This is a genomic window from Dethiosulfovibrio peptidovorans, assembly GCA_002748665.1.
GTDB classification, from domain to species: domain Bacteria; phylum Synergistota; class Synergistia; order Synergistales; family Dethiosulfovibrionaceae; genus Dethiosulfovibrio; species Dethiosulfovibrio peptidovorans_A.
The window spans coordinates 1-22,253 of sequence record PDTB01000028.1 but is presented as its reverse complement, the minus strand read 5'-3'; the positions used below and the strand labels follow the sequence as shown (position 1 = coordinate 22,253).

The window sequence follows — 22,253 nt, the reverse complement described above, 5'->3', positions numbered from 1 at the left end:
AGGTAGTTTTGTCTATCTATCGTCTGTATTGAGGGGGCCCTGTGGCCCCTTCTTTAACGTGTATTTTTTATGGAGGTGAACCGTTATAGCTAAGAAACTTTCTGACGAGCCGAGGGTCAACGAAGAGATCTCCGCTAAGGAGGTTCTGGTCATCGACGATCAGGGGAGCAAGGTAGGGGTGTTGTCCATAGACGAGGCCCAGGAAATCGCGATCTCCAAGGATCTGGATCTGGTCGAGGTGGCCCCCGATGCTAAGCCGCCGGTGTGTCGCATTCTGGATTACGGGAAGTTCCGGTACCAGCAGCAGAAGCGGGAGAAGGACGCCCGAAAGAAGCAGAAGACACAGACCCTCAAAGAGATGAAGATGCGTCCCAAGATCGACGAACACGACTACAATTTCAAAACCAAGGCCATCAGGAGTTTCCTGGAGAACGGTCATCGAGTTAAGGTGTCGATCTTCTTTCGAGGGCGGGAGATGGCCTTTCTTGACCGAGGAAAAGAGGTCTTGGACAGGGTTTCCAAGGACTGCGAAGACCTGGGCAAGGTGGAGGGCTATCCCCGAATGGAGGGGCGGTATATGCGGATGATGCTGACGCCCACCCCTCAGCAGAAAGAAGCGGGCGCCAAACGGGCGTCTGGAGAGGAATAATTTGTCAGAATTGACCCCTGCGGGGATTGATATGTTGTAAGGAGGGTATCCCCATGCCTAAGATGAAAACCCATTCCGGCGCCAAGAAGCGTTTTTCCTTCTCTGCCGGAGGTAAAGTGTCCTACAAAAAATGTGGTCGCTCTCATCTCTTGAAGACCAAAAACTCCCGACGGCTTCGGCGGCTTCGTCAAAACGGTATCCTGAACGATACCCTGACGGAGACCATGAAGAAGCTCATGCCCTACGCCTGATTGGGCAGATTTGTATCGAGAGGTGACGTGTCATGCGTGTCAAAGCAGCAAGTTCAAGCGATAGAAAGAGAAAAAAACTTTTTTCCATCACCAAGGGCTACTTCGGGCGAAAGAAGAACGTCTACCGCCGGGCCAGGGAGGCGTACCTTCACTCTCTGACCAGTATGTACGCTGATCGAAAGCTCAAAAAACGTGATTTCCGAAGGCTCTGGATCACCAGAATCAACGCCGCCGCTCGGATGCACGAGCTGAACTACAGCTCCCTTATCAACGGCTTGAAAAAAGCTGATATCCAGATTAACCGAAAGATGTTGGCTGATCTGGCCGTGAACGATATGCCTGCCTTCGAGGCTCTGGCCGTGAAAGCCAAAGAGGCTCTCCAGGTATAGTGAAAACCTACAGCGCCATACGGGTTGAACGGGTTATCGTCGGAGGGTTCCTATCATTAATTGTGATAGGAGCCCTTCTGCTATGGGGCTGTAATCGTTGGGGAGGGCAGCCTCTGTCTGTTTTGGATGCTCTGTTTACCTCTACCTCGGCGGTGTGTGTTACGGGGTTGACGGTGGTGGACACCGGCACGGGGCTGAGTGTTCCGTCCCAATGGATATTGTTAGCGCTCATTCAGTTGGGGGGGCTGGGAGTGATGACCGCAGCTACATTCGCCCTTCTCCTGTTCCGGCGTCATATCGGCATTCGGGAACGACTTTTGTTCGCCGGGAGCATAGGCTTGAGAGGCCCCTCCGGTGCCGTTCGTCTGGTGGCCAGGATCGTCAAGATGACGCTCCTGATCGAGGGAGTCTGTATGATCCCTCTTTTCTTCGGATTTCACCAGAGATTCGATGTAGGGACGTCCCTCTGGTATGCTCTCTTTCATAGCGTGAGTGCCTTCTGCAACGCTGGTTTTTCGCCGTTTTCCGACAGTCTGGCCCGATTCACGTCGGGATGGTTCGTCTCCGGCGTGGTGATGGTCCTCATCGTCCTTGGAGGAGTAGGGTTCGTGGTCCTCTGGGAGCTATGGAGCCGTTTCCGGTATCGGCGGCGGTTATCGGTCCATACGAGGTTGGTGCTGGTCCTTACCGTGGCCTTGATTCTGTCTGGGACAGCTATACTGGCCCTTACCGAGTGGACTCGCGGGCTTGCGGGGTTCTCGCCTGCCCTGAAGCTCTGGAACGCCCTGTTTTGTTCGGTGACCCCCAGAACCGCGGGTTTCAACACGATCTCCATGGGAGATCTCTCCTCCGTGGGAGTCTTTGTCATTATGCTGCTCATGGTCATTGGGGCTTCGCCGGGCTCGACGGGGGGCGGTATGAAGACGACCACCTTTGGTTTGCTCATGTCCTCGGCGTTTTTCAACACCAGGGGAGAGTCTCAGCTGGTCCTCTGGCGTCGAACTGTGGCTCAGAGCACCGTTTTGCAGGCTATGATGCTGGCGATTCTGTACATGATCACTCTGGTGGCAGGGATATTGCTCATCAGCCTGAGTGAGTCCCTGTCCTTTAGGAGCCTGGTCTTCGAGGTTGTCTCGGCCCTGGGGACCGTCGGCCTGTCGATGGGCATAACCTCGGAGCTCTCCTGGATCGGAAAATGCGAATTGATCCTGTTGATGTTTTGGGGGCGGGTCGGTATTCTCACCTTCATGTTCAGCGTTTTGCATAAGGAAACGTCCCATACGGTGACCTATGCCGAGGCGCCTGTATCCATCGGATAGAAAGGGTGATATCCGTGTCTCAAGAGGTTCGAACCTACTTCGTGGTCGGGTTGGGCCGTTTCGGTTTTTCTCTGTGCGAGCGCTTAGTGGCTTTGGGACAGAGGGTGGTTGCGGTGGATGAGCTTCACGATAGGGTGGCAGGGGTTGCCGATCTGGTGGACTACGCTGCCGAGCTTGACGCCACTGACGAGGACGCTTTGATCAAGGTCGGGGCGAAGGAGGCCAACGTGGCGGTTGTGGCCATCGGCGAGAATATCGAGGCCAGTATCCTGACGACGGCCCTTCTGAAAGGGCTCAACATCGGGCAGGTCGTCGCCCGAGCCCAGACGGCCCTTCATGCCAGAGTGCTGGCTCGGGTGGGTGCTCATCGGGTGATCTTTCCCGAGAGGGACATGGGAGCTCGCCTGGCTGATCAGTTCATTCATCCCTGGTTGACGAATTTTTCCCAGATTCCGGGGAACGAGTACATCGTTGGTGAGCTGGCTCCCTTGCCCGAGATGATGGGTAAGTCGCTGGTCGATGTGAATTTTCAAGAAAAATACGGTGCTATGGTCCTCCTTTTGGACCGAGGAGGCGGTAAAATCCTTCCCAATCCTGCAGAGACGATCCAAAACGGTGATCGACTGCTTTTGGTAGGGGATCGGAAAAGGCTGGAGTCTTGGGTGGAAAGAGTTCAGGACAGACCGTCGGAAGGGGAGGTTTAGGTGAGTCAGTTATCAAACGAGATAGCAGAGATACGGAGAGCCTTTCTGGCTGAATTGGAGCATGTCGAGAACGTTCATGACCTGAAGAACATTCGGGTTTGTTATTTAGGGAAAAAGGGGCGGGTTACCGCTTTGCTCAAATCTCTGGGAAGCCTTTCTCAAGAGGAGCGTCCTCAGGCCGGTCAGTTCATCAACAGCCTCAAAAACGAGTTGGAGGATGCGTTGACGCAACGTACGGCTCAGGCCGAAAAGGCTGATCGTCAGCGTCAGGAGATGCAGGATTTTGTCGATGTCACCCAGCCTGGACGGGGACGGCCCGTTGGCGGAGTCCACCCCGTTATGCAGGTGATGTACGACGTGGTGGAGGTCCTCGCCGGATTGGGATTCACCGTCGCTCTGGGCCCTGAGGTGGAGGACGATTTTCATAATTTCGAGGCACTGAACATCCCTGCTCACCATCCGGCCAGGGACATGCAGGACACTTTCTACTTTGACGACGGACGGCTTTTGCGGACTCATACGTCACCGGTTCAGATTCGATCGATGCTGTCCATGGGGGCACCTCTTCGGGTTGCCTGTCCGGGTAAGGTATATCGGCGGGATAGCGACCCCACCCACTCTCCCATGTTTCACCAGATAGAGGGGCTTCTGGTGGAGGAGGATATCTCCATCGCCCACCTGAAGGGATGCTTGGAGGCGATGCTTTCGGCTGTATTTGACCGGTCGGTCGAAGCCCGATATCGATCCAGTTATTTCCCCTTCACCGAGCCGTCCATGGAGGTGGACATTCGCTGTATCGCCTGTTCCGGCAAGATCCCAGACTGTCGGGTGTGCCGGGGAAGTGGGTGGCTGGAGATCGGCGGCATGGGGATGGTCCACCCTAATGTGCTTCGATTCGGCGGTGTCGATCCTGAGCGTTATAGTGGCTTTGCCTGGGGGATGGGACTGGATAGAATTGCGATGCTTAAATACGATATTCGGGATCTTCGTCCTCTGTTTGAGGGCGATCTGTCGTATCTTCTCTCTGGGAGGGCTCTGTGATGCTCGTCTCTTGGAATTGGCTGAACGAACTGGTGGACTTGCCTCTAGCGCCAGATACCGTGGCCGAGAGGCTGACCGTGACCGGGAACGAGATTGAGAGAATCCATCGGCCTTGTGGCAAATTGGCTGGAGTTGTGGTTGCTCGGGTGACGCATTTAGAACCCCATGCCACCAAAGGAACCCTTCAAGTTGTTACCCTGAATACGGGGCAAGATGGGGCGGTTCAATGTGTCACAGCTGCGACAAACGTGACCGTCGGCGATCTGGTCCCTTATGGACCGCCGGGCTCGGTTCTTGCGGATGGTATGGTCCTTTCTGTTCGAGATTTTGACGGAATCGCCAGTCCTGGCATGATGCTCTCGGCCCGTGAACTGGGCGTTCCTGATGCAGCCATCGAGGAGGGAATTCTGATCCTTCCTGACGATCTCTCGCCTGGTCAGGATGTGGTGAGAGCTTTAGGGTTGGACGATCTTCTTCTGGAGCTCTCCATAACGCCGAACCGGGGGGACATGCTGAGCATGAGAGGCGTCGTTCGAGAGGTGGCCGCCCTGTTTCCCGAGACTATTGTTCGGGAAAAGCCCCGTGTTCAACTTGACGGTGCCCCCTCATGGAGCCGTCCTTTCGGGGGCGTTACCCTGGAGGACGATGGGTGCCTCCTCTACACTATGGGTATGGTTCGGGATGTCGTTGTCGCGCCCTCCCCTCTGTCGGTCCGTATCCGTCTGGCTTTGTGCGGTGTTCGGCCGGTGAACAACGTGGTGGACGCGACTAACCTGACCATGTTGGCTTTGGGGCAACCTCTCCATGGCTTCGATATGGATCGTCTTCCCGGGAGCTCCATCTCGGTTCGAGCCGCCCGGGAGGGGGAGCTTTTCCTCACCCTGGACCACAAGGAACGGACACTTCAGTCCTCTGATCTGGTTATCTGTAGCGGCGATGAGATCGTGGCCTTGGCCGGCGTTATGGGGGGGCTGAACTCGGAGATCCACGATGGAACCACGACGGTTCTCCTGGAGAGTGCGTCCTTTGACGCACCCCGAGTGGGGGGAACCTCCCGACACCTGGGGCTTGCGAGCGAGGCGTCCTATCGATTCGCCCGAGGAGTGGATCCCTCCCTTCCCGAGGAGGCGTTGTCCTACGCTGTGGAGTGCCTGCGAAGCTGGGGATGTGGTGTTCCTGAGGTTGGGGCCGTCGTGGCGACCCGAGGTCTTCCTCGGCCGGTCACGGCGACATTGACGGAGAAAAAACTTCGTCGGATCGTGGGTTGGGCCGACATGGACAAGGCGACGTCGCTTTTGGTTAGCCTGGGGCTGGTCCCCCTGGATGACGATGGAGTCGTCCGTCGTTTTGTCATCCCGTCTTTCAGGCCGGATATGGCTATTGAGGAAGATCTGATTGAGGAGGTAGCCCGAATCCGGGGATACGACCACATCACCCCCAAGATCCCCGGCTGTACACATGGTTCTGGTGGCCTGGATCCCGTGACGTCCGCAGTTCGAGAGCTTCGGGTGCATGCCATAGCTCGGGGATACACGGAGGTCGTCTCCTACAGTTTTCACTCTCCCCGATACGCGGAGCTCCTTCGGTTGACGGACGATCCCAGAGGGGATTTTCTGTCTCTGACCAACCCCTTGAGTGCCCAGAACTCCGTTATGCGTTCGACCATGCTTCCCGGGCTTATGGAGGCCCTTGAACGGACCGTCCGTTCTGGATGGCGAGGGGCTGTCCGGCTGTTCGAGATCGGACGTATTTTCCCCGTCGTGCAGGAAAAACTCGTCGAACGGGATCGGGTCGCTGGTTTGGTTTTCGTGGGGAAGGACCGTCGAAACCCTTATGGGGAGGCCTTCCTGGACGATCTGCTCTCCGTTAAATCGGATATCCAATCCCTGGCCCTCGGGCGGGGTATTTCTCTGGAGTTCGTCCAGGGAGAAGAGCCCTTCGGCCATCTTGGGCAAACGGCCCACATCGTGTATGATGGGGCTGTCGTGGGATTTCTCGTCAGACTCAAGCCGGAGATTCAAGAGAAGATGGGGCTGGATGGCCCGATTTATTGTTTCGAGTTTGATCTGGCGCCGTTGGTTCCTCAGCCAGAGCGGAGTTTCATCCAGGGATCGGCCTATCCCGGTGTCTTTCGGGATGTCTCTCTGCTGATTGACGAGTCCACACCGGTGACCTTGGTGATCGAGCACATTCGATCGGTCGCTGGAGATCTGCTGGCGTCGGTGTATCTCTTCGATATCTACCGAGGAGATGGGGTCCCCGAGGGACAGCGAAGCGTGGCCTTTTCCCTGACCTATCGTCGAAACGACAGAACCCTGCAGGACGTGGAGGTGGACCAAATTCACGGTCAGGTCCGTTCCCGACTGGAGGGGATGGGGTACACTCTCCGCTGAGTGGCGGAGATACACTGCGGGCATGTCCGCAAAGCTGGAGGGATCGAAGTGAATCTAGAGCACATGGACCAACTGATCGACGGACTTGGAGAGCGGATGAAAGGACTGAAGGATTCCCGGGATCGACTGGCAGGCGAGCTCGAACAGACCAAGGCTCAGCTCAGAGAGAAAGAGGTGGATCGAATCCGTCAGGAGAAGGAATACCAGAGGCGAATCGAGCAGCTTGAGAGGGAGAAGATGGGCCTTCAAAAGGAAAAAAATCAACTGGAGGGGCAGCTCTCGAGTATGTACGGGAAGCTCAAGAACCTTATGCCTCAGACCCCCTCAGAGAATAGATCGTAGGGAAGGTGGTGGTCCGATTGGCCCAAGAAAAAAATCATGGAACTGTGGTCGTCGGGCCCCATCGGTACGACGTCGGGACCGATTTGGATCTGGCGACCTGGGAGCGAATACACTCTATCGTCGAGGGGGCTTTGGCCGAGACCGACCCCAAAGCATCTCCTGACAGGAGGCTTCTCCTGGCGTGTTTGAACCTGGTTTTTTCGTTTGATGGCCACTGTCAGAGGCTGGAGTCGTTGATAGAAGAGTACGGCGAGGAGGAAAAAGAGTGAGCCTGGCCTGGGCTGTCGATCTGGTCTTTTTGTTCGTCACGGCCGTCTTCGCTGTTCGTGGTCTTCTTCGAGGGCTTGTGGGGGAGGTCGTTTCCCTTGCTGCTACCGTGGGAGGGGTGATCCTGGCCTTTCGTTTGGCGACCCCGGGAGGGCTCATGATCGTGAACGCTTTTGAGAGTCTCTCTCTCACCGTCGCCAAGGGCATCGCGATGGTCGTCGCCTTCGTGGTGACCATCCTGATCGGAGCGCTGTTGACCAAGCTCTGTCGGGCCTTTTTGAGCTTGACGTCCCTGACTTTTCTGGATCGACTTTTGGGGATCTTTGCTGGAATCGTTAAATCGACGGCTCTTTTGCTGGTGGCTTTCGTCCTGATCTCCATGGCTGGACCTCTGCTTCCTCGGGAAATTTTGAAGGATAGCCGCTCCATGGAGTTGGCTCGCCTGGTATGGCCCTATGTCGCTCCATACGCCGTTCGAAGCGGACTTCTCCCCTCAGAAGTTGAGGAGAATGTCCAGAGCAGGAGCGATGATGCTCAAAGGGCGTAGTAAGCCATGAGAATATCGAAATCGGTCTTGTCTCTCCTGGAGATTGAGACCATTCTGAACCGTTTTCTGGCCTCGGGTGTCAGAAGCAGCCTGGGAGATGTCGTACTCCGCCGCCAAAGCCCCTGTTCTGATCGAGAGCAGGTGCTTCGGCGGCAGGCTCTTTTTGAGGAATACCGCCGCTATCTTTCTATATACGGTTCGTTGCCCTGGATGTCGGACGTTGCCCCGCTGAACGGTCTTCTGGACGATGCTCAGGAGACGGGGCTCCTCTCCGGAGAGGAGCTCCTGCGTTTTCGAACTGTACTGAGCCTGGGAGGGCGGATTCGTGAGGCCGTCGAATCGGTTCAAGATGACTTCCCTTTTCTCCTGCCCCTCAGCCGAAAGGTGCGGGATTTCTCCGACGATCTGGAGGCCCTGTCGGTATTGGATGAGAATGGCGTCCTCTATGACGGCGCGTCCCCTAAGCTGCGGGAGATCAGGGAAAAACTGAACGACGTTCGCCGACGGGTTCGACGGGAGGTCAACTCTCTGTTACACAGCGGTGCGGTTCACATGCTCCAGGAACGTGTCCTCTCGATTCGAAACGGTCGATCGGTGGTCCTCGTCCGACAGGAGTTCGTGGGGCGATTTCCAGGCATTCTTGTAGATCGCTCATCGTCGGGGAACTCCGTCTATATGGAGCCCAACGCCATCATTCCCCTGAACAATAAGGTCGTTGCCCTTCGCCAGGACGAACGGGATGAGGAACGGCGGATCTTTCGGGAGCTCACGGCCCGTTTTGTCTCCAGAAAAGGTGCTGTCCTCGACGCTCAGGAAGTCGTGGGAACCGTGGATATGTGCTATTCCGTCTCGGAGCTTATGGACCGGGAACGGTGGATTTTCCCGGAGATGACGTCTGGATCTTCGTTCCGTTTTTTCGGCCTGCGTCATCCCCTTTTGGGTTCATCGGTGGTCCCCATCGACGTACACTGTGGTGGGTCGTTTCGGGTTCTGGTGGTTACCGGTCCGAACACGGGAGGCAAGACGGTCGCTCTCAAGACGGTGGGGGTAGCTGTTGTTTTGGCGTGGTGTGGTTTTCCCGTGCCGGGAATCGAGGGCTCTCAGCTTGGGGATATCTCAGGGCTGTACGCCGACATCGGCGACGAACAAAGCATAGAACAGAGCTTATCGACCTTCAGCGCTCACCTGACAAACGTTATCCAGATCCTGAATAGCTGCGATGACCGCTCTCTGATCCTCCTGGACGAACTGGGAGCCGGAACCGATCCCCAGGAAGGAGCTGCTTTGGGTGTGGCTCTTCTGAAGGTCTTGCTTCGTCGGGGGCCTCTGGTCCTCGCCACGACGCACCATAACCCCATCAAAAAATTCGCCACGACGACCCAGGGGGTCGAGACGGCCAGCATGGACTTCGACGTCGAGAAACTCCTTCCCACGTACCGTCTGGTGATGGGTGTTCCGGGGCAGAGCAACGCTCTGGCAATCGCTCAACGGTTGGGTATACAGAAGGAAGTCGCGCTGGAGGCCCAAAAGGCCCTTCAAAGCGGCGAGGCATCCGTGGAGGCCATGATCGGCGAACTGCAGAGAAAAAACGCTGCCCTGGAGGCCCAGGAGACGGCGCTACGAGCCGAACGGGTCGAGATAGAGCGTCTTAAAGTGTCCCTGAAGGAGCAGCGACGACGTTTGGAGAAGATCAAGAGACGGACCATGATGAAGGCAGATCAAGAGGCCGAGCGAATTTTGGAACAGGCCGAACGCCAGGCCAAGGAGATGCTCCGGGGACTGGAAACGGCCGCTCAGTCTGCCGCTCATCGAGCATTGGATCAGCACAAGAAAAAGATCGCCCGAACCAAGGAGCGGTCTCGGGTTCGCCAGGCGACCATGGAGGCTCAGGAGGTGAGGGACGATCGTCCCAGAGGTTTCCAGGTCGGCGACGTGGTTCAGGTCTCCGGTGCTTCGTCAGCCGGTGAAATCCTCGCCCTGGAGGAGAAAAAGGCTCAGGTCCTCGTTGGAGGTCTTCGTGTGGAGGTTCCACTGAACAAGCTGACCCTCAGCGATAAGAGGCCTCGACAGGAGGTGAGCGGTCCGTCCATAGCTGTGGCACGTCCTGTAGGGGTGCCGAGTTCCATCATGGTTCGCGGAATGACCGTGGACGAGGCGATGCCCCTGGTGGCGGACTATCTGGACAGGGCTGTCCGTGCGGGGTATGGGGAGGTCACGGTTATCCACGGCCGGGGTGAGGGGATCCTTCGGCGTAAGGTCCACAAACTCTGTTCCTGCCTTCAGTACGTTTCCTCGTTTCGTCTGGGTGAGAACGGCGAAGGGGGATACGGAGTCACCATCGTGTCGTTTCGGTAATAGGGCACCTCTAAAAAACCCACATCCGAGTCTCCCAGCCTCAGCTCGTTCCATCAGAGTCCTGTCTCGCCCAAAAGTCCGTTCTCGAAAAGCGACTTTCTGCTTTCAGGATAAGGGGGAGAAGTCGTCCGTTCGCTACGAAATAGTCGCACCTATTGGAGCCAGTATAAGAACGGTGTTTTGCCATAAGCAGCGATATTTGGCTTGACAAGAGTAAGACGTGTCAGTACAATTGACGCCGTCCTGAAGGACTGGGGGCTGTGGCGCAGAGGGAGCGCGATTCCTTCGCAAGGAATAGGTCGGGGGTTCGAGTCCCCCCAGCTCCACCATTTCGACTTTCGATCGGGGCGTGGCGCAGTCTGGTTAGCGCACCTGCTTTGGGAGCAGGGGGTCGAAGGTTCGAATCCTTTCGCCCCGACCATGTCAAACCCGTGGATAAGCGGAAATAGCTCAATTGGTAGAGCACTAGCCTTCCAAGCTGGGGGTTGCGGGTTCGAGTCCCGTTTTCCGCTCCATTTTTCTTGCGCCGGTAGCTCAGCTGGATAGAGCAACGGCCTTCTAAGCCGTGGGCCGCGGGTTCGAGTCCTGCCCGGCGCGCCAAACAGATATGACGGTGAGTGTAGTTCAGTTGGTTAGAACGCTGGATTGTGGTTCCAGAGGTCGGGGGTTCGAATCCCCTCACTCACCCCATTTTTTATTGTGGATCGCTAGCTCAACTGGCAGAGCACCTGACTCTTAATCAGGGGGTTACAGGTTCGATTCCTGTGCGATCCACCATGTATATGACGCCATCCCAATCGTTTTGGATGTGGACCGCTAGCTCAACTGGCAGAGCACCTGACTCTTAATCAGGGGGTTACAGGTTCGATTCCTGTGCGGTCCACCATTCTTTTTGTCGTGAACGATGCGAGAGTGGTGGAACTGGTAGACACGCTGGATTTAGGATCCAGTGCATTCGTGCGTAGGGGTTCAAATCCCCTCTCTCGCACCATCTCTTTCTATTTCCCTTCTTAGTGTTTCCCCTCTTTTGTTGTGTGATAAGCTTGTTTCGAAGTGCGTCCGTGACGTTCTCAGGTGCTGCGTCTGTGTATCCTCAGACTTCAGCCCTGTCGAGGTGATAGAATGATGCAGGATACCTTTACCCCCCTGGACGAGGTGATTTGACTCGCTTTTTCACCTGTATGACACAACTGTGTACCAATTCGACCGGGATCTTCGACGTTTCGTGGAGATCTGTGAGTGATTGATCCTCGTTTGTGATATACTACCGTGGTCTATTTTAAAGAATTAGGAATGTCGTGAAAGGGGTTGCCTCTCGTGAGATCGGAGATGCTATCGCAGGAAAAGAACATCATCACCATCAAGGCAGTCGTCGAGGTGGATGATTTCGCTAAGGAAATTACCAAGACATACCAAAAACTTTCTCGAAACGCCTCGATCCCCGGCTTTCGCCGAGGGAAGGCACCTCGAAAGGTTTTAGATCTCAGATTCGGAAAGGATGCCATCCTGGCGGAGGCCCTGGAGGCGTTGCTTCCGAATATCTTGGAGAGCCTGACGACCGACTATGACCTTAAACTCATTGAAGATCCTGACGTTAAGGTCGATGTTATGGAGGAGGGCAAGGATGCCGAGATCACGGTGGTCTTCGAGGTCGAGCCTGAGGTCACCCTTGCGGAGCTTGCGGACATAACGGTGACACAACCGAAGCTCGCAGTGACCGAGGTCCACGTGAACGAGGCCGTTGAGAACCTTCGTAAGAAACACGCTGTGCCGACCTCTGTCGATCGGCCGAGCGAGCTGGGGGATCTGGTTATCGCCCAGTATGCTACGACTGTTTTGGACGATGAGGGTGAGGTTCTCGTCTCTCACGATGCGGAGGAGCATCGCTTTGAATTAAACGAAAAGACGCTTCGTCCTGAGATCCGTGAGGCACTCGTGGGGGTTTCTCCATCGGATGAACGAGACGCTGACGTCCAGATCGACGAGAATTATCACGATACGAAACTGGCAGGTCGAACTGCCCGGTATCATTTTACGGTCTCACAGGTTAATGAACTTGTGCTTCCAGAGCTGGACAGCGAATTTTTTGGGGTTGTCTTTGGCGACGAGGGGCGGGAGATGGATCTTTCCGCATTTCGGGAGAGAATCGGCCAGCAGCTTCGAGAGCATATGGAGGCCGAATCTCGGCAGAGCGCTGAGCATGAGATGGTCTTCAAGGCCGTCCAAAATTCCGAGGTGGACCTCCCTCATTCCATGGTGAAGCGCCAGATCGAGAATATCAACAAACGGCTGGACGAACAGGAAGGCGACCGCCCCGAGGAGAAACAGATCGTCGCTCAGGCTGAACGGGACGTGAAGGAATTCGTGGTTCTTGATGCCTATGGCACAGAGCTCGGTGTCGAGCTTTCCAAGGACGATATGGAGGAGGAGTTCCAGCGACTTGCGGGGATGTACGGAGTTCAGTCGGAGATGGTCCGAAACGCCTTTACAAAGGATAGAGAAAAACTCAGCGAGATCGTTCATTCCGTCAAAACCCGTAAAACCATAGGCGCTATGATGGAAAAGGTGACCATAGAGGAAAAGGAACTCCCGGAGGGAGATCCCAAAGAATAAAATCGGCGAATCGAGCCCTATGGGGAGGATCGTATACCTATGTATGTTCCCTACGTTATAGAACAGACCGGACGCGGTGAGCGTTCATACGACATCTATTCGCGCCTGTTGAAGGACAGGATAGTTTTTATCGGTGACGAAATTGGAGATGGCCTGGCCAACTCGGTGATCGCTCAGATGCTCTTTTTGGAGAGCGAAAATCCTGAAAAGGATATCTACTTTTACATCAATTCCCCAGGGGGCTCCACCACGGCTGGGCTCGCCATATACGACACCATGCAGTATGTCAAATGTGATATCTCCACCATCGTGGTGGGAATCGCTGCGAGCATGGCGGCGATCCTGCTGACCGCTGGAACCAGGGGGAAACGTATATCGCTGCCGAACAGCAGGATTATGATCCACCAACCATGGGGCGGCACCAGAGGAAAAGCATCGGATATGGCTATCCAGGTTCAGGAGATCCTCCATACCAAGGAGACTCTGAACCGGATTTTGGCCAACCACAGTGGGCAGGAGTATGACAAAGTCTGTGCTGATACGGAGCGTGATTACTACATGTCGGGTGAACAGGCTATGTCTTACGGTCTAGTGGATAAGGTTATCGACAAACGCTAGTCATCGTAGCTGGAGAGGTGGCTTTTTTGAAATAAGGGAGCCCAACATTATGGGTATCCCTTATTTGCGTATTGTGGGACAAACGGGGTGTCCCCCTGTACCAGTCTTGAGGAGGGAAGGAGTATGAAGACCTTTGACGACGGAGGCCAAGGTAAGGATACAAACCTGCGGTGTTCGTTTTGTGGAAAATCTCAGGAAGAGGCGGTGAAACTCATCGCCGGTCCCGGTGTCTATATCTGTAACGAGTGTGTCAATCTGTGTTCCCTGATCCTCAACGAGGAACAGGAAACCGACGATCAGCAGGCCGATGTGAAAGCAAGTCCTTTGGATTTTGCCGAGATTCCTAAACCCAAGGATATCAAGGCCTATCTTGATCGATATGTTATCTCCCAGGAGTACGCTAAACGGGCGGTAGCTGTCGCCGTCTACAATCACTACCGAAGGGTTCAGAACAACCAATCCCAGGATAGCGACGTGGATATACAAAAGAGCAATCTTTTGCTCATCGGGCCTACGGGTTCGGGCAAGACCTTGATCGCCCAGACCCTGGCCAGGAGGCTTAAGGTTCCTTTCGCCATGGCCGACGCTACGGCTCTGACCGAGGCGGGATACGTTGGAGAGGACGTGGAGAATATCCTGGTTCGCTTGCTTCAGGCTGCCGACTACGACGTGGCTGCGGCCGAGCGGGGCATCATCTACATCGACGAGATCGACAAGATCACTCGCAAGTCCGAATCCACATCCATCACCAGAGACGTCTCAGGGGAAGGAGTCCAGCAGGCCCTGCTCAAGATTTTAGAGGGGACCTTGGCCAACGTGCCGCCCAAGGGGGGCCGAAAACATCCGTATCAGGACTTCATTCAGATCGATACGACCAACATCCTTTTCATCTGTGCCGGTGCTTTCGATGGTTTGGAGGATGTCGTTGCCAGAAGGGTAAACGAAAAAGCTATTGGTTTTGGCGGAGACGTGTGTCGCCAGTCAGCGGAGACGAAATATGAGATCCTCTCTCAGTCTGAGCCCGATGACCTGGTTTCATACGGGTTTATCCCTGAGATTATCGGTCGCCTTCCCGTCCTCGTGCCCATGGAGAGTCTGGATGTCGATGCCTTGGTCCGTATCCTCACTGAGCCCAGAAATGCCTTGGTTCGTCAGTATATGCGCCTTATTGAGCTGGAGGGCGTGGAGTTGGAGTTTTCCGAGGAGGCCCTCAGGCTTGTTGCGGAGAAGGCTGCCGCAAAAAAAACCGGAGCCCGGGCTCTCAGAACTATTCTGGAAGGACGGATGCTCGACCTCATGTATGAGCTTCCCTCCCGTGAAAAGGACATCGCCAAGATCGTCATCGAACCAGGCTTTGTCGAGGGAACCGAGTCGCCCCGATTCGTTCTCAGGACCGATGAGGAGGTTGCCTGATCCATGGCTTATGTTCTCCCTGTTCGGGATATGGTCATGTTCCCAGGGTCCATTGCACCTTTGTTCATCGGTCGTCCCCGCTCCCTGAAGGCCATTGAGCTCTCCATTTTAGAGGATCGAAAAATCTTCGTGGCGACTCAGATCGACCTGGCCGTGGACGATCCTGGCGAGAGCGACCTGTATTCCATGGGAACTCTCTGCAACATCCTTCAGATGGTTCGGATTCCTGATGGCTCTACGAAGGTTCTCATTGAGGGGCTGGCTCGTATGAGAGCCCGAACCTATGTAAAAGAGCGAGACGTCCTGTCCGCTGACCTTATCCCGGTGGAGTCCGGCCGATGGCGAAAGGACGAGAAGATCGAGGCCCTTAAACGGAGTGTTCTGCTGGCCTTCGAGGACTACGTGACTCTTCACCCAAAGCTTCCTCCAGAGATTCTTCTGTCGGTCAATTCGGTACGAGACCTGGACAAGTGGTCGGATCTGGTCGCCTCCCATTTGACGGTGGATGTCGAGAAACGGCAGAATCTTTTAGAGTGTTATCGCATGGAGACCCGGATGGAGATGCTCATCAAGATCCTTTTGGAGGAAAACGAGCTTCTCAAATTGGAGCACGATATCCACAGTCGGGTTCAGCAGGAACTGGAACACGGGCAAAAACAATACTACCTCAGGGAACAGCTCAAGGTCATTCGGTCCGAACTTGGTCAGGATGACTCGGACTCCGAGGTCGATAACTATGAACAGCGAATTGTGGAGGCCAAATTGCCCGAGGATGTCGAGAACAAAACTCGGGAGGAGCTGCATCGTCTGGGTAAGATGCCGTCTCTCTCTGCTGAGGCTACGGTGGTCCGAAGCTATGTGGACTGGATTTTGGGCATGCCCTGGCATACGCTTACCGACGACGTGCTGGAGCTTTCAACAGTCCGATCGGTGTTGGACTCGAACCACTACGGTCTGGAAAAAATTAAAAAACGCCTTCTGGAGTTCATCGCTGTCCGAAAGCTGGCAGGGGACCGCGCACGGGGGGGGATCCTCTGTCTTGTGGGGCCTCCCGGGGTCGGTAAAACCTCTCTGGGGAGATCCATTGCCGACGCCATGGGGCGGACCTTTGTGAGTATGTCCCTCGGCGGTGTCCGGGACGAGGCCGAGATTCGGGGGCATCGTCGAACCTACATCGGGTCCATGCCCGGACGGATTATCCAGAAGATAAAACAGGCAGGCACTAAAAATCCGGTCCTTCTCATGGACGAAGTTGACAAGTTAGGCAACGATTTTCGAGGTGATCCGGCCTCGGCTCTGCTGGAGGTCCTGGATCCCGAACAGAACGATCGATTTACCGACCATTATCTGGAGGTCCCCTTCGACCTGAGCCAGGTTCTGTTTATCACCACGGCCAACGTGACTCATACCATCCCCCGAGCTCTTCTGGATCGGATGGAGGTCATCGAGCTATCGGGGTACGTTATGGAGGAGAAACTTCATATCGCCAAGAAACACCTCTTGCCCAAGCTCCTTCGAGAAAACGGTCTGACCCGTAAAGATCTCTCCATCTCCGACGGAGTCTATCGAAAGATCGTGTCGGAGTATACCAGAGAAGCCGGGGTTCGGAACCTGGAACGAAAGATGTCGGCCATCTGCCGCAAGGCAGCCATGGCGATCGTGGAGGCTGAGAGTGATGACACGCCTCGGGGAAAGGTGATTGTCTCGTCCAAAAACATCAAGGACTTCCTCGGGGCTCCCAAGAGATACGACCTTCGGCTTTCCAAGTCTCCCAGACGAGGAATCGCTCTTGGACTGGCCTGGACCCAGGCTGGGGGGGAAGTGCTCGTCATTGAGGCCATCTCCTGTGAAGGAAAGGGACAAGTCACCTTAACCGGAAACTTAGGGACCATCATGCAGGAATCGGCCCAGACGGCTATGGGGTATCTCAAGGGACACAGCTCTCAGCTGGGACTCGGTAGCTTGAACTGGGGGCAATTTGATGTCCATCTTCACGTGCCAGAGGGAGCCATCCCCAAGGACGGTCCCTCTGCGGGGATCACCATGGCTGTGGTTATATTGTCTGTCCTGGCTGGTCGTCGGTACAGGCCTAACGTGGCCATGACCGGTGAGATATCTCTTTTAGGTCAGGTTCTCCCAATCGGGGGAGTCCGAGAGAAGGTCCTGGCCGCCAAGAGGAACAAGATCACTTCCCTTATCATGCCTGAGGGAAATCGTCCCGATGTGGAGGAACTGGAAGGTTGGGTTCGGGAGGGACTCTCCTTCATATTCGTCTCCTCTGCGAAGGAGGTCTTCCGCCACGCTCTGGAGGCTGATTGATGCGATGGCGGGCCAGTCTGGTTCGGACGGCCTTTGAGTCCGGCCAATTTATCGGGGAACAGTATCCAGAGATCGCACTGGCTGGGCGGTCCAATGTCGGGAAATCCAGCCTTCTCAATCGTCTTATCGACCAGAAAATCGCTCATATCAGCTCAAAACCCGGAAAAACCAGGAGTATCAACTTTTTCGAGGTGAACGGAGCGGGAGATCCCTTCATCCTGGTCGACCTTCCGGGGTATGGCTATGCGGCTCGAAGCAAGAAAGAGCAGGATCAGTGGCGACGGCTCATAGAGAGATACATGACCACCAGGCGCTCCTTGGCATTGGTGGTTCATCTGGTTGATTTTCGCCACGGGCTTTTGAAGAACGACCGGGAGCTTCAGGAATGGGTCGACGGATTGGGGCTGCCCATCCTGACCGTTTTTACAAAGGGAGATAAGGTCTCCCGCAGTAAGCGTAAGGGTGAGCTCTTTCGGTATATCCGGGAGGGGGTACGTTCTGTGGACGTTCCGCCCGTCACCTCTGCTGAGGACGGAATGGGCTTGAATGAGCTGAAACGGTTTATCGGGGAGTATCTGATCGAATGGCGCCAATACGGAGAGAACGAGGGGGAACGATAATGAACCAGCGTCGCACTGACCTTTCCAAAAACTACGATCCTAAACCCATAGAGGATAAATGGTACCAATGGTGGCTGGACGAAAAACTGTTCGAGGCCGATGTAGACCCCTCGAAAAAGGTATTTTCAATCGTTATTCCGCCGCCAAACGTAACAGGGTCCCTCCACATGGGGCACGCTTTCAACAACACTTTTCAGGACATTATCTGTCGGTACAAGCGGATGAGGGGGTTTAACGTACTCTGGCTCCCCGGAACGGACCATGCCGGCATCGCTACCCAGAACGTGGTGGAGCGGGAACTGGCCAGGGAAGGCCGTTCCAGACACGATATGCCCCGGGATGAGTTTATTGAGCGGGTCTGGGCGTGGAAAGAGGAATATGGCAACAGGATCATTACCCAGCAGAAAAAACTGGGCAATTCCTGTGACTGGCGACGACTTCGTTTTACCATGGACGAGGGCCTCTCCAAGGCCGTTCGTGCCGTATTCGTTCGACTCTACGAGAAGGGATTGATCTATCGGGGAAAGTACATCATCAACTGGTGTCCCCGGTGTCAGACGGCACTATCCGACCTGGAGGTGGAGCACTCGGAAGAGCCAGGAAAACTCTATCACGTGATCTACAAAATTATCGACGAGCCCGGTCACATCGTAGTTGCCACCACTCGTCCCGAGACCATCCTGGGTGACGTGGCTGTGGCAGTGCATCCGAGGGACGAAAAACACCGGCACCTTATAGGCAAAAAAGTGGTCGCTCCGCTCACTGGTGGTAGGGCCATCCCGATTATTGAGGACAATATGGTAGATCCCGAGTTCGGAACGGGTTTTGTCAAGATCACCCCAGCTCACGATCCCAACGACTTTCTGGTCGGACAGCGTCACGGTCTGGAGCAGCTTCAGGTCATCGACGACCATGGGATTATGAACGAGAATGCCGGTGAGTACAAGGGGCTCCCGGTAGCCCTGGCTCGGGAACGGGCTGTGGGGGATCTGGAGGCCCAGGGACTTCTGAGCTCTGTGGAGGACCTTCCCCACCAGGTGGGGCATTGCTACCGGTGCAATACAGTGGTCGAACCCTACCTCTCAGAACAGTGGTTCGTCAAGGCTAAACCTCTGGCCGATCGAGGCGTGACCGCCGTGCAGGAAGGGCTCATACGGTGGCTTCCAGAACACTGGACCAAGACATACTACCAATGGATGGAGAACATCCGTGACTGGTGTATCTCCCGACAGCTCTGGTGGGGACACCGCATCCCGGCCTGGACGTGTGGAGACTGCGGTCATTTGACGGTCTCCGAGACCGACCCTGATCGCTGCGTCTCCTGTGGCTCATCGGCTCTGACCCAGGACGAGGACGTGTTGGACACGTGGTTCAGCAGTGCTCTGTGGCCTTTTTCTACCCTGGGGTGGCCCGATGATACCCAGGATCTTCAATATTTCTACCCCACGTCCCTTATGGTGACTGGCTTCGATATCATTTTCTTTTGGGTTTCCAGGATGATCATGATGGGGCTTGAGTTTATGGACGAGATCCCCTTTGAGGACGTGTACATCCATGCCCTTGTTCGGGACGAGCGTGGTCAGAAAATGTCCAAATCCAAGGGGAACGTGATCGACCCCCTGACCATGATTGATCAGTTTGGCGCCGATTCCCTCCGGTTTACCGTAGCTGCGCTCACGATGCCTGGTCGGGACATCCTCCTGAGTCCGGCCAAGATAGAGAATTACCGGCATTTCCTGAACAAGATATGGAACGCCAGCCGTTTTGCTCTTATGAACCTGGGAGACGACGAGCCGAATCGCCCCGAACCGGATCATCTTCGGCTCCATGATCGTTGGATCATGGATCGACTCGCCCAAGTGAACGTCCAGGTAACCGACAATCTGGATGCATACCTGATCGGCGATGCTGCCAGGCTTCTGTACGATTTTATATGGGGAGACCTGTGTGACTGGTACGTGGAGATGTCCAAGCCAGCCCTGTGGGGAAACCAGGGAGAGACGCGAAAGGAGGCTACCCTGTGGGTGCTTCTTGAGGTCTTCCGTGGCGTTCTGACGATGCTTCATCCCTTCGTGCCTTTCGTCACCGAGGAGTTGTGGCAGGCTTTTGCTTTTGGTCATATTCCCATGGAGAGGGAGTCCTGGGTTCTCCTTGAGGTCGACGATCAATCCGTTCGAAGATGTGGCGATATGGACATCCTCCGGGAACTGATTCGGACGGTCAGAAACCTTCGGGCAGAGGCAGGGCTTCCGCCCCAGAAATCGGTTCAGTCCATCGTGGTTCGGACTGATCGTCCAGATGCAGCGGCTTTGATCAGGGACAACAGTGACCTCATCTCCCTTCTGACCAAGGTGGAGTCCATCTCTATCCATCCCACATCGGAAGGGGCTCCCAAGGCTCTCAGTACCGTTCTGGACTTTGGCATAGTCTCGTTGCCTGTAGGAGATCTTTTGGACGTGGACAGCGAAATTCAGCGACTGACTCAGGAGCGAGACCAGGTACGGAGAGACCTGGAGAAGAGCCGTGGGAAGCTCTCTAACCCCAACTTCGTGGAACGAGCTCCTGCCGACGTGGTGGAGAAGGAACGTCAGCGGATCGACGATTTTGAGAGACGCATTCGGCGGATTGAGGACAACGTGGCGAGTCTGTCAGAATGACCGTCTCGTCGTTCGCCGGGCCGTACGAGGCTGTCGAGGCTCTCTTGAACGATCTTTCGAGTCCGGTGATCAATCCTGGACTCGAAAGGGTCTCCCGGCTTCTCGACCTTCTGGATCATCCCGAAGGTCGTTTCTCATCGATCCACGTGGTGGGAACGAACGGCAAGGGATCCACATCCGCTATGATGACCTCGGCTCTCAGGGAGGCCGGATATCGGACGGCTCTGTACTCCAGCCCTCACCTGGTCAGCTTTGGCGAACGGCTCCTGGTGGACGGTGCTCCCCTGCCTCCAAACTGTTGGATGCAGGCCCTGAAGCGTGTGGAGGAGCGGCTCCAGCGTGATCATGTTCTCTCCCTGGATCGACCGACGTACTTCGAGGTTCTCACGACTGCGGCTATCCTCCTCATAGCTGAGTCAGAGGTGGATGTCGCCGTCGTTGAGGCTGGGATGGGGGGGCGATTGGACGCCACCAACGTCTTGTCCAATGTGATTGTATCCGTGGTGTCCCCTATAGCTATGGATCACTGTGAGTTTTTGGGAGACAGTCTCGAAGCTGTTGCAGGAGAAAAGTTCGCTGTGGTCAGAGACAAGACAGCTGCTGTCTACGCTGGGGACGGAGGCGGTCCACTCTCCCGCCTGTTCGTTGACGTATGCCGTGCTCGTGGAGCGCAGGGGATCGTGGTCGATCAGGACGTGTCCGTAGAGAATCTCACCGTGGGGCTCTCCGGTACGAGCTGTGTCCTTCGTCGGGGAGATCGTGATACACCTGTTTCACTGGGGCTCATTGGAGCTCACCAGGGGCGAAACGCCGCCCTGGCATACGAGGCGTGTTTGACTCTGAAGGATCGGTTCCCCCTTTTGGAGGAGGAGGCTATACTCCACGGTTTTAAGGCGACCCAATGGCCCGGAAGGCTCCAGGTTGTGAGTCAACGACCGCCAATTCTGGTGGATGGTGCTCATAATCCACATGGCATGGAGGCTCTGGCTGAGAATCTGCCGCGTTTATTCGGGCGTGAACGTTTGGTCGTGGTGTACGCCTCCATGGCCGATAAGGATTACCGAAAGACCCTGGAGATCCTCTCTCGATCCATCGCCTGTCGGTTGATCTGTACTCAGGTTCCGGGTAATGACCGATGCGCCTCCGCCGAGGTCCTTTACTGGATAGCGGCGTCTCTGCCGTGGACCGGTCCCCCGATAGCCGTCTCCCATCCCGATTGTGCCCTGGAGTTGGCTCTTCGTCGGGGCGACGTCGTGCTCTGTTGCGGCAGCCTGTACCTGGTGGGCTGGATATTGGCCCATATGCAGGAATAGTGCCTCCGTTCTTTCGTAAGGGCCTGTGGCGAGGGATACCGATCCTGGAGTTCATGGACGGGGCTGTACCTCTAGCTGCCCTCACCCTCCGTTTTGACGATCCCTGCCCTCAGGACCAGGTTATCTCCATGCTGAGGTCTTTGGGGCCGACCCTCTCTCTGAAACAGGTTCATGGGGATCGGATCCTCGATGAGGAGACCATCGCGGAGGGGGACATCGAAGGTGACGGTGTCTTTCTTCAACGGGAGGGCGTGATATCGACCCTTCAGTTTGCAGATTGCTACCCTGTTTTTCTCTCCTGTGACAGCCCTTGTCCTTGGCGTCTCTCTCTTCATTCGGGATTTGCGGGGACTACCTTGAACGTGGTGGCCTCAGCGGCGAATTTTTTGAAGAGACAAGGCGTGAATGATTTCTCCCCGGTTATGGCATGGGTTGGTCCGGGT

General features: G+C 55.6%; 19 protein-coding genes and 8 tRNA genes. All 27 read left to right on the top strand.

What is annotated here, in order from left to right; all coding sequences use genetic code 11:
• Window positions 1-85: 85 nt before the first annotated feature.
• Window positions 86-649: a translation initiation factor IF-3 gene (locus CSA35_08390; GenBank protein ID PIE53987.1), complete on the top strand. Its 564-nt coding sequence runs from the start codon at window positions 86-88 to the stop codon at window positions 647-649.
• A 53-nt stretch (window positions 650-702) separates the two neighbouring features.
• Window positions 703-900, top strand: a complete 198-nt coding sequence (locus CSA35_08385) for a 50S ribosomal protein L35 (protein ID PIE53986.1) — start codon at window positions 703-705, stop codon at window positions 898-900.
• Window positions 901-932: 32 nt separating this feature from the next.
• Entirely contained in the window at window positions 933-1,289 is a 357-nt protein-coding gene (locus CSA35_08380; GenBank protein PIE53985.1) for a 50S ribosomal protein L20, read from the top strand.
• A complete protein-coding gene (locus CSA35_08375; protein ID PIE53984.1) occupies window positions 1,289-2,608 on the top strand; it encodes a potassium transporter Trk in 1,320 nt (439 codons plus the stop codon). The genes CSA35_08380 and CSA35_08375 overlap by 1 nt, the downstream gene beginning before the upstream one ends.
• Window positions 2,609-2,622: 14 nt before the next feature.
• Window positions 2,623-3,312: a potassium transporter KtrA gene (locus CSA35_08370; protein ID PIE53983.1), complete on the top strand. Its 690-nt coding sequence runs from the start codon at window positions 2,623-2,625 to the stop codon at window positions 3,310-3,312.
• Window positions 3,313-4,353, top strand: a complete 1,041-nt coding sequence (locus CSA35_08365) for a phenylalanine--tRNA ligase subunit alpha (GenBank protein ID PIE53982.1) — start codon at window positions 3,313-3,315, stop codon at window positions 4,351-4,353. It abuts the gene before it with no gap.
• Window positions 4,350-6,746 (top strand): phenylalanine--tRNA ligase subunit beta, encoded by a 2,397-nt coding sequence (locus CSA35_08360; GenBank protein PIE53981.1) that lies wholly within the window; start codon window positions 4,350-4,352, stop codon window positions 6,744-6,746. Before CSA35_08365 ends, CSA35_08360 begins: the two co-directional genes overlap by 4 nt.
• Before the next feature lie 48 nt (window positions 6,747-6,794).
• Window positions 6,795-7,088, top strand: a complete 294-nt coding sequence (locus CSA35_08355; protein ID PIE53980.1) for a hypothetical protein — start codon at window positions 6,795-6,797, stop codon at window positions 7,086-7,088.
• A 17-nt stretch (window positions 7,089-7,105) separates the two neighbouring features.
• A complete protein-coding gene (locus CSA35_08350; protein PIE53979.1) occupies window positions 7,106-7,357 on the top strand; it encodes a hypothetical protein in 252 nt (83 codons plus the stop codon).
• Complete coding sequence (locus CSA35_08345; protein PIE53978.1) at window positions 7,303-7,902, top strand: hypothetical protein; 600 nt, start codon at window positions 7,303-7,305, stop codon at window positions 7,900-7,902. The genes CSA35_08350 and CSA35_08345 overlap by 55 nt, the downstream gene beginning before the upstream one ends.
• Before the next feature lie 6 nt (window positions 7,903-7,908).
• Complete coding sequence (locus CSA35_08340; GenBank protein PIE53977.1) at window positions 7,909-10,257, top strand: endonuclease MutS2; 2,349 nt, start codon at window positions 7,909-7,911, stop codon at window positions 10,255-10,257.
• 254 nt (window positions 10,258-10,511) lie between these two features.
• Window positions 10,512-10,586, top strand: a tRNA-Ala gene (locus tag CSA35_08335).
• Window positions 10,587-10,600: 14 nt separating this feature from the next.
• Window positions 10,601-10,678 (top strand) — tRNA-Pro (locus CSA35_08330).
• Window positions 10,679-10,696: 18 nt separating this feature from the next.
• A tRNA-Gly gene (locus CSA35_08325) sits at window positions 10,697-10,772 on the top strand.
• An 8-nt stretch (window positions 10,773-10,780) separates the two neighbouring features.
• A tRNA-Arg gene (locus CSA35_08320) sits at window positions 10,781-10,857 on the top strand.
• Window positions 10,858-10,870: 13 nt separating this feature from the next.
• A tRNA-His gene (locus CSA35_08315) sits at window positions 10,871-10,947 on the top strand.
• Window positions 10,948-10,958: 11 nt separating this feature from the next.
• Window positions 10,959-11,034, top strand: a tRNA-Lys gene (locus CSA35_08310).
• Window positions 11,035-11,067: 33 nt separating this feature from the next.
• Window positions 11,068-11,143, top strand: a tRNA-Lys gene (locus tag CSA35_08305).
• A gap of 20 nt (window positions 11,144-11,163) precedes the next feature.
• Window positions 11,164-11,248, top strand: a tRNA-Leu gene (locus tag CSA35_08300).
• Between the two features lie 326 nt (window positions 11,249-11,574).
• Window positions 11,575-12,870 carry a trigger factor gene (gene tig, locus CSA35_08295; GenBank protein PIE53976.1) on the top strand — a complete coding sequence of 432 codons (1,296 nt, stop codon included), beginning with the start codon at window positions 11,575-11,577 and terminating at the stop codon, window positions 12,868-12,870.
• 39 nt (window positions 12,871-12,909) lie between these two features.
• On the top strand, window positions 12,910-13,488 hold the full coding sequence (locus CSA35_08290; GenBank protein PIE53975.1) for an ATP-dependent Clp protease proteolytic subunit: 579 nt from the start codon (window positions 12,910-12,912) through the stop codon (window positions 13,486-13,488).
• 123 nt (window positions 13,489-13,611) lie between these two features.
• On the top strand, window positions 13,612-14,901 hold the full coding sequence (locus CSA35_08285) for an ATP-dependent Clp protease ATP-binding subunit ClpX (GenBank protein PIE53974.1): 1,290 nt from the start codon (window positions 13,612-13,614) through the stop codon (window positions 14,899-14,901).
• Window positions 14,902-14,904: 3 nt separating this feature from the next.
• Window positions 14,905-17,220, top strand: coding sequence for an endopeptidase La (gene lon, locus CSA35_08280; protein ID PIE53973.1), 2,316 nt, complete (start codon window positions 14,905-14,907; stop codon window positions 17,218-17,220).
• Window positions 17,220-17,840: a ribosome biogenesis GTP-binding protein YsxC gene (locus CSA35_08275; GenBank protein PIE53972.1), complete on the top strand. Its 621-nt coding sequence runs from the start codon at window positions 17,220-17,222 to the stop codon at window positions 17,838-17,840. The genes lon and CSA35_08275 overlap by 1 nt, the downstream gene beginning before the upstream one ends.
• Window positions 17,840-20,497, top strand: coding sequence for a valine--tRNA ligase (locus CSA35_08270; GenBank protein PIE53971.1), 2,658 nt, complete (start codon window positions 17,840-17,842; stop codon window positions 20,495-20,497). Before CSA35_08275 ends, CSA35_08270 begins: the two co-directional genes overlap by 1 nt.
• Window positions 20,494-21,810, top strand: a complete 1,317-nt coding sequence (locus CSA35_08265) for a tetrahydrofolylpolyglutamate synthase/dihydrofolate synthase (protein PIE53970.1) — start codon at window positions 20,494-20,496, stop codon at window positions 21,808-21,810. Before CSA35_08270 ends, CSA35_08265 begins: the two co-directional genes overlap by 4 nt.
• Window positions 21,810-22,253 (top strand): hypothetical protein (locus tag CSA35_08260; protein ID PIE53969.1); only part of this gene is annotated, 444 nt, incomplete at its 3' end. The genes CSA35_08265 and CSA35_08260, both read left to right, overlap by 1 nt.

Bases quoted from the DNA above. Each gene is read 5' to 3' on its own strand.
- CSA35_08385 (PIE53986.1), top strand. From the start codon at position 703: ATGCCTAAGATGAAAACCCATTCCGGCGCCAAGAAGCGTTTTTCCTTC.
- CSA35_08380 (PIE53985.1), top strand. From the start codon at position 933: ATGCGTGTCAAAGCAGCAAGTTCAAGCGATAGAAAGAGAAAAAAACTT.
- CSA35_08340 (PIE53977.1), top strand. From the start codon at position 7,909: ATGAGAATATCGAAATCGGTCTTGTCTCTCCTGGAGATTGAGACCATT.
- CSA35_08290 (PIE53975.1), top strand. From the start codon at position 12,910: ATGTATGTTCCCTACGTTATAGAACAGACCGGACGCGGTGAGCGTTCA.
- CSA35_08285 (PIE53974.1), top strand. From the start codon at position 13,612: ATGAAGACCTTTGACGACGGAGGCCAAGGTAAGGATACAAACCTGCGG.
- lon (PIE53973.1), top strand. From the start codon at position 14,905: ATGGCTTATGTTCTCCCTGTTCGGGATATGGTCATGTTCCCAGGGTCC.
- CSA35_08275 (PIE53972.1), top strand. From the start codon at position 17,220: ATGCGATGGCGGGCCAGTCTGGTTCGGACGGCCTTTGAGTCCGGCCAA.
- CSA35_08270 (PIE53971.1), top strand. From the start codon at position 17,840: ATGAACCAGCGTCGCACTGACCTTTCCAAAAACTACGATCCTAAACCC.
- CSA35_08265 (PIE53970.1), top strand. From the start codon at position 20,494: ATGACCGTCTCGTCGTTCGCCGGGCCGTACGAGGCTGTCGAGGCTCTC.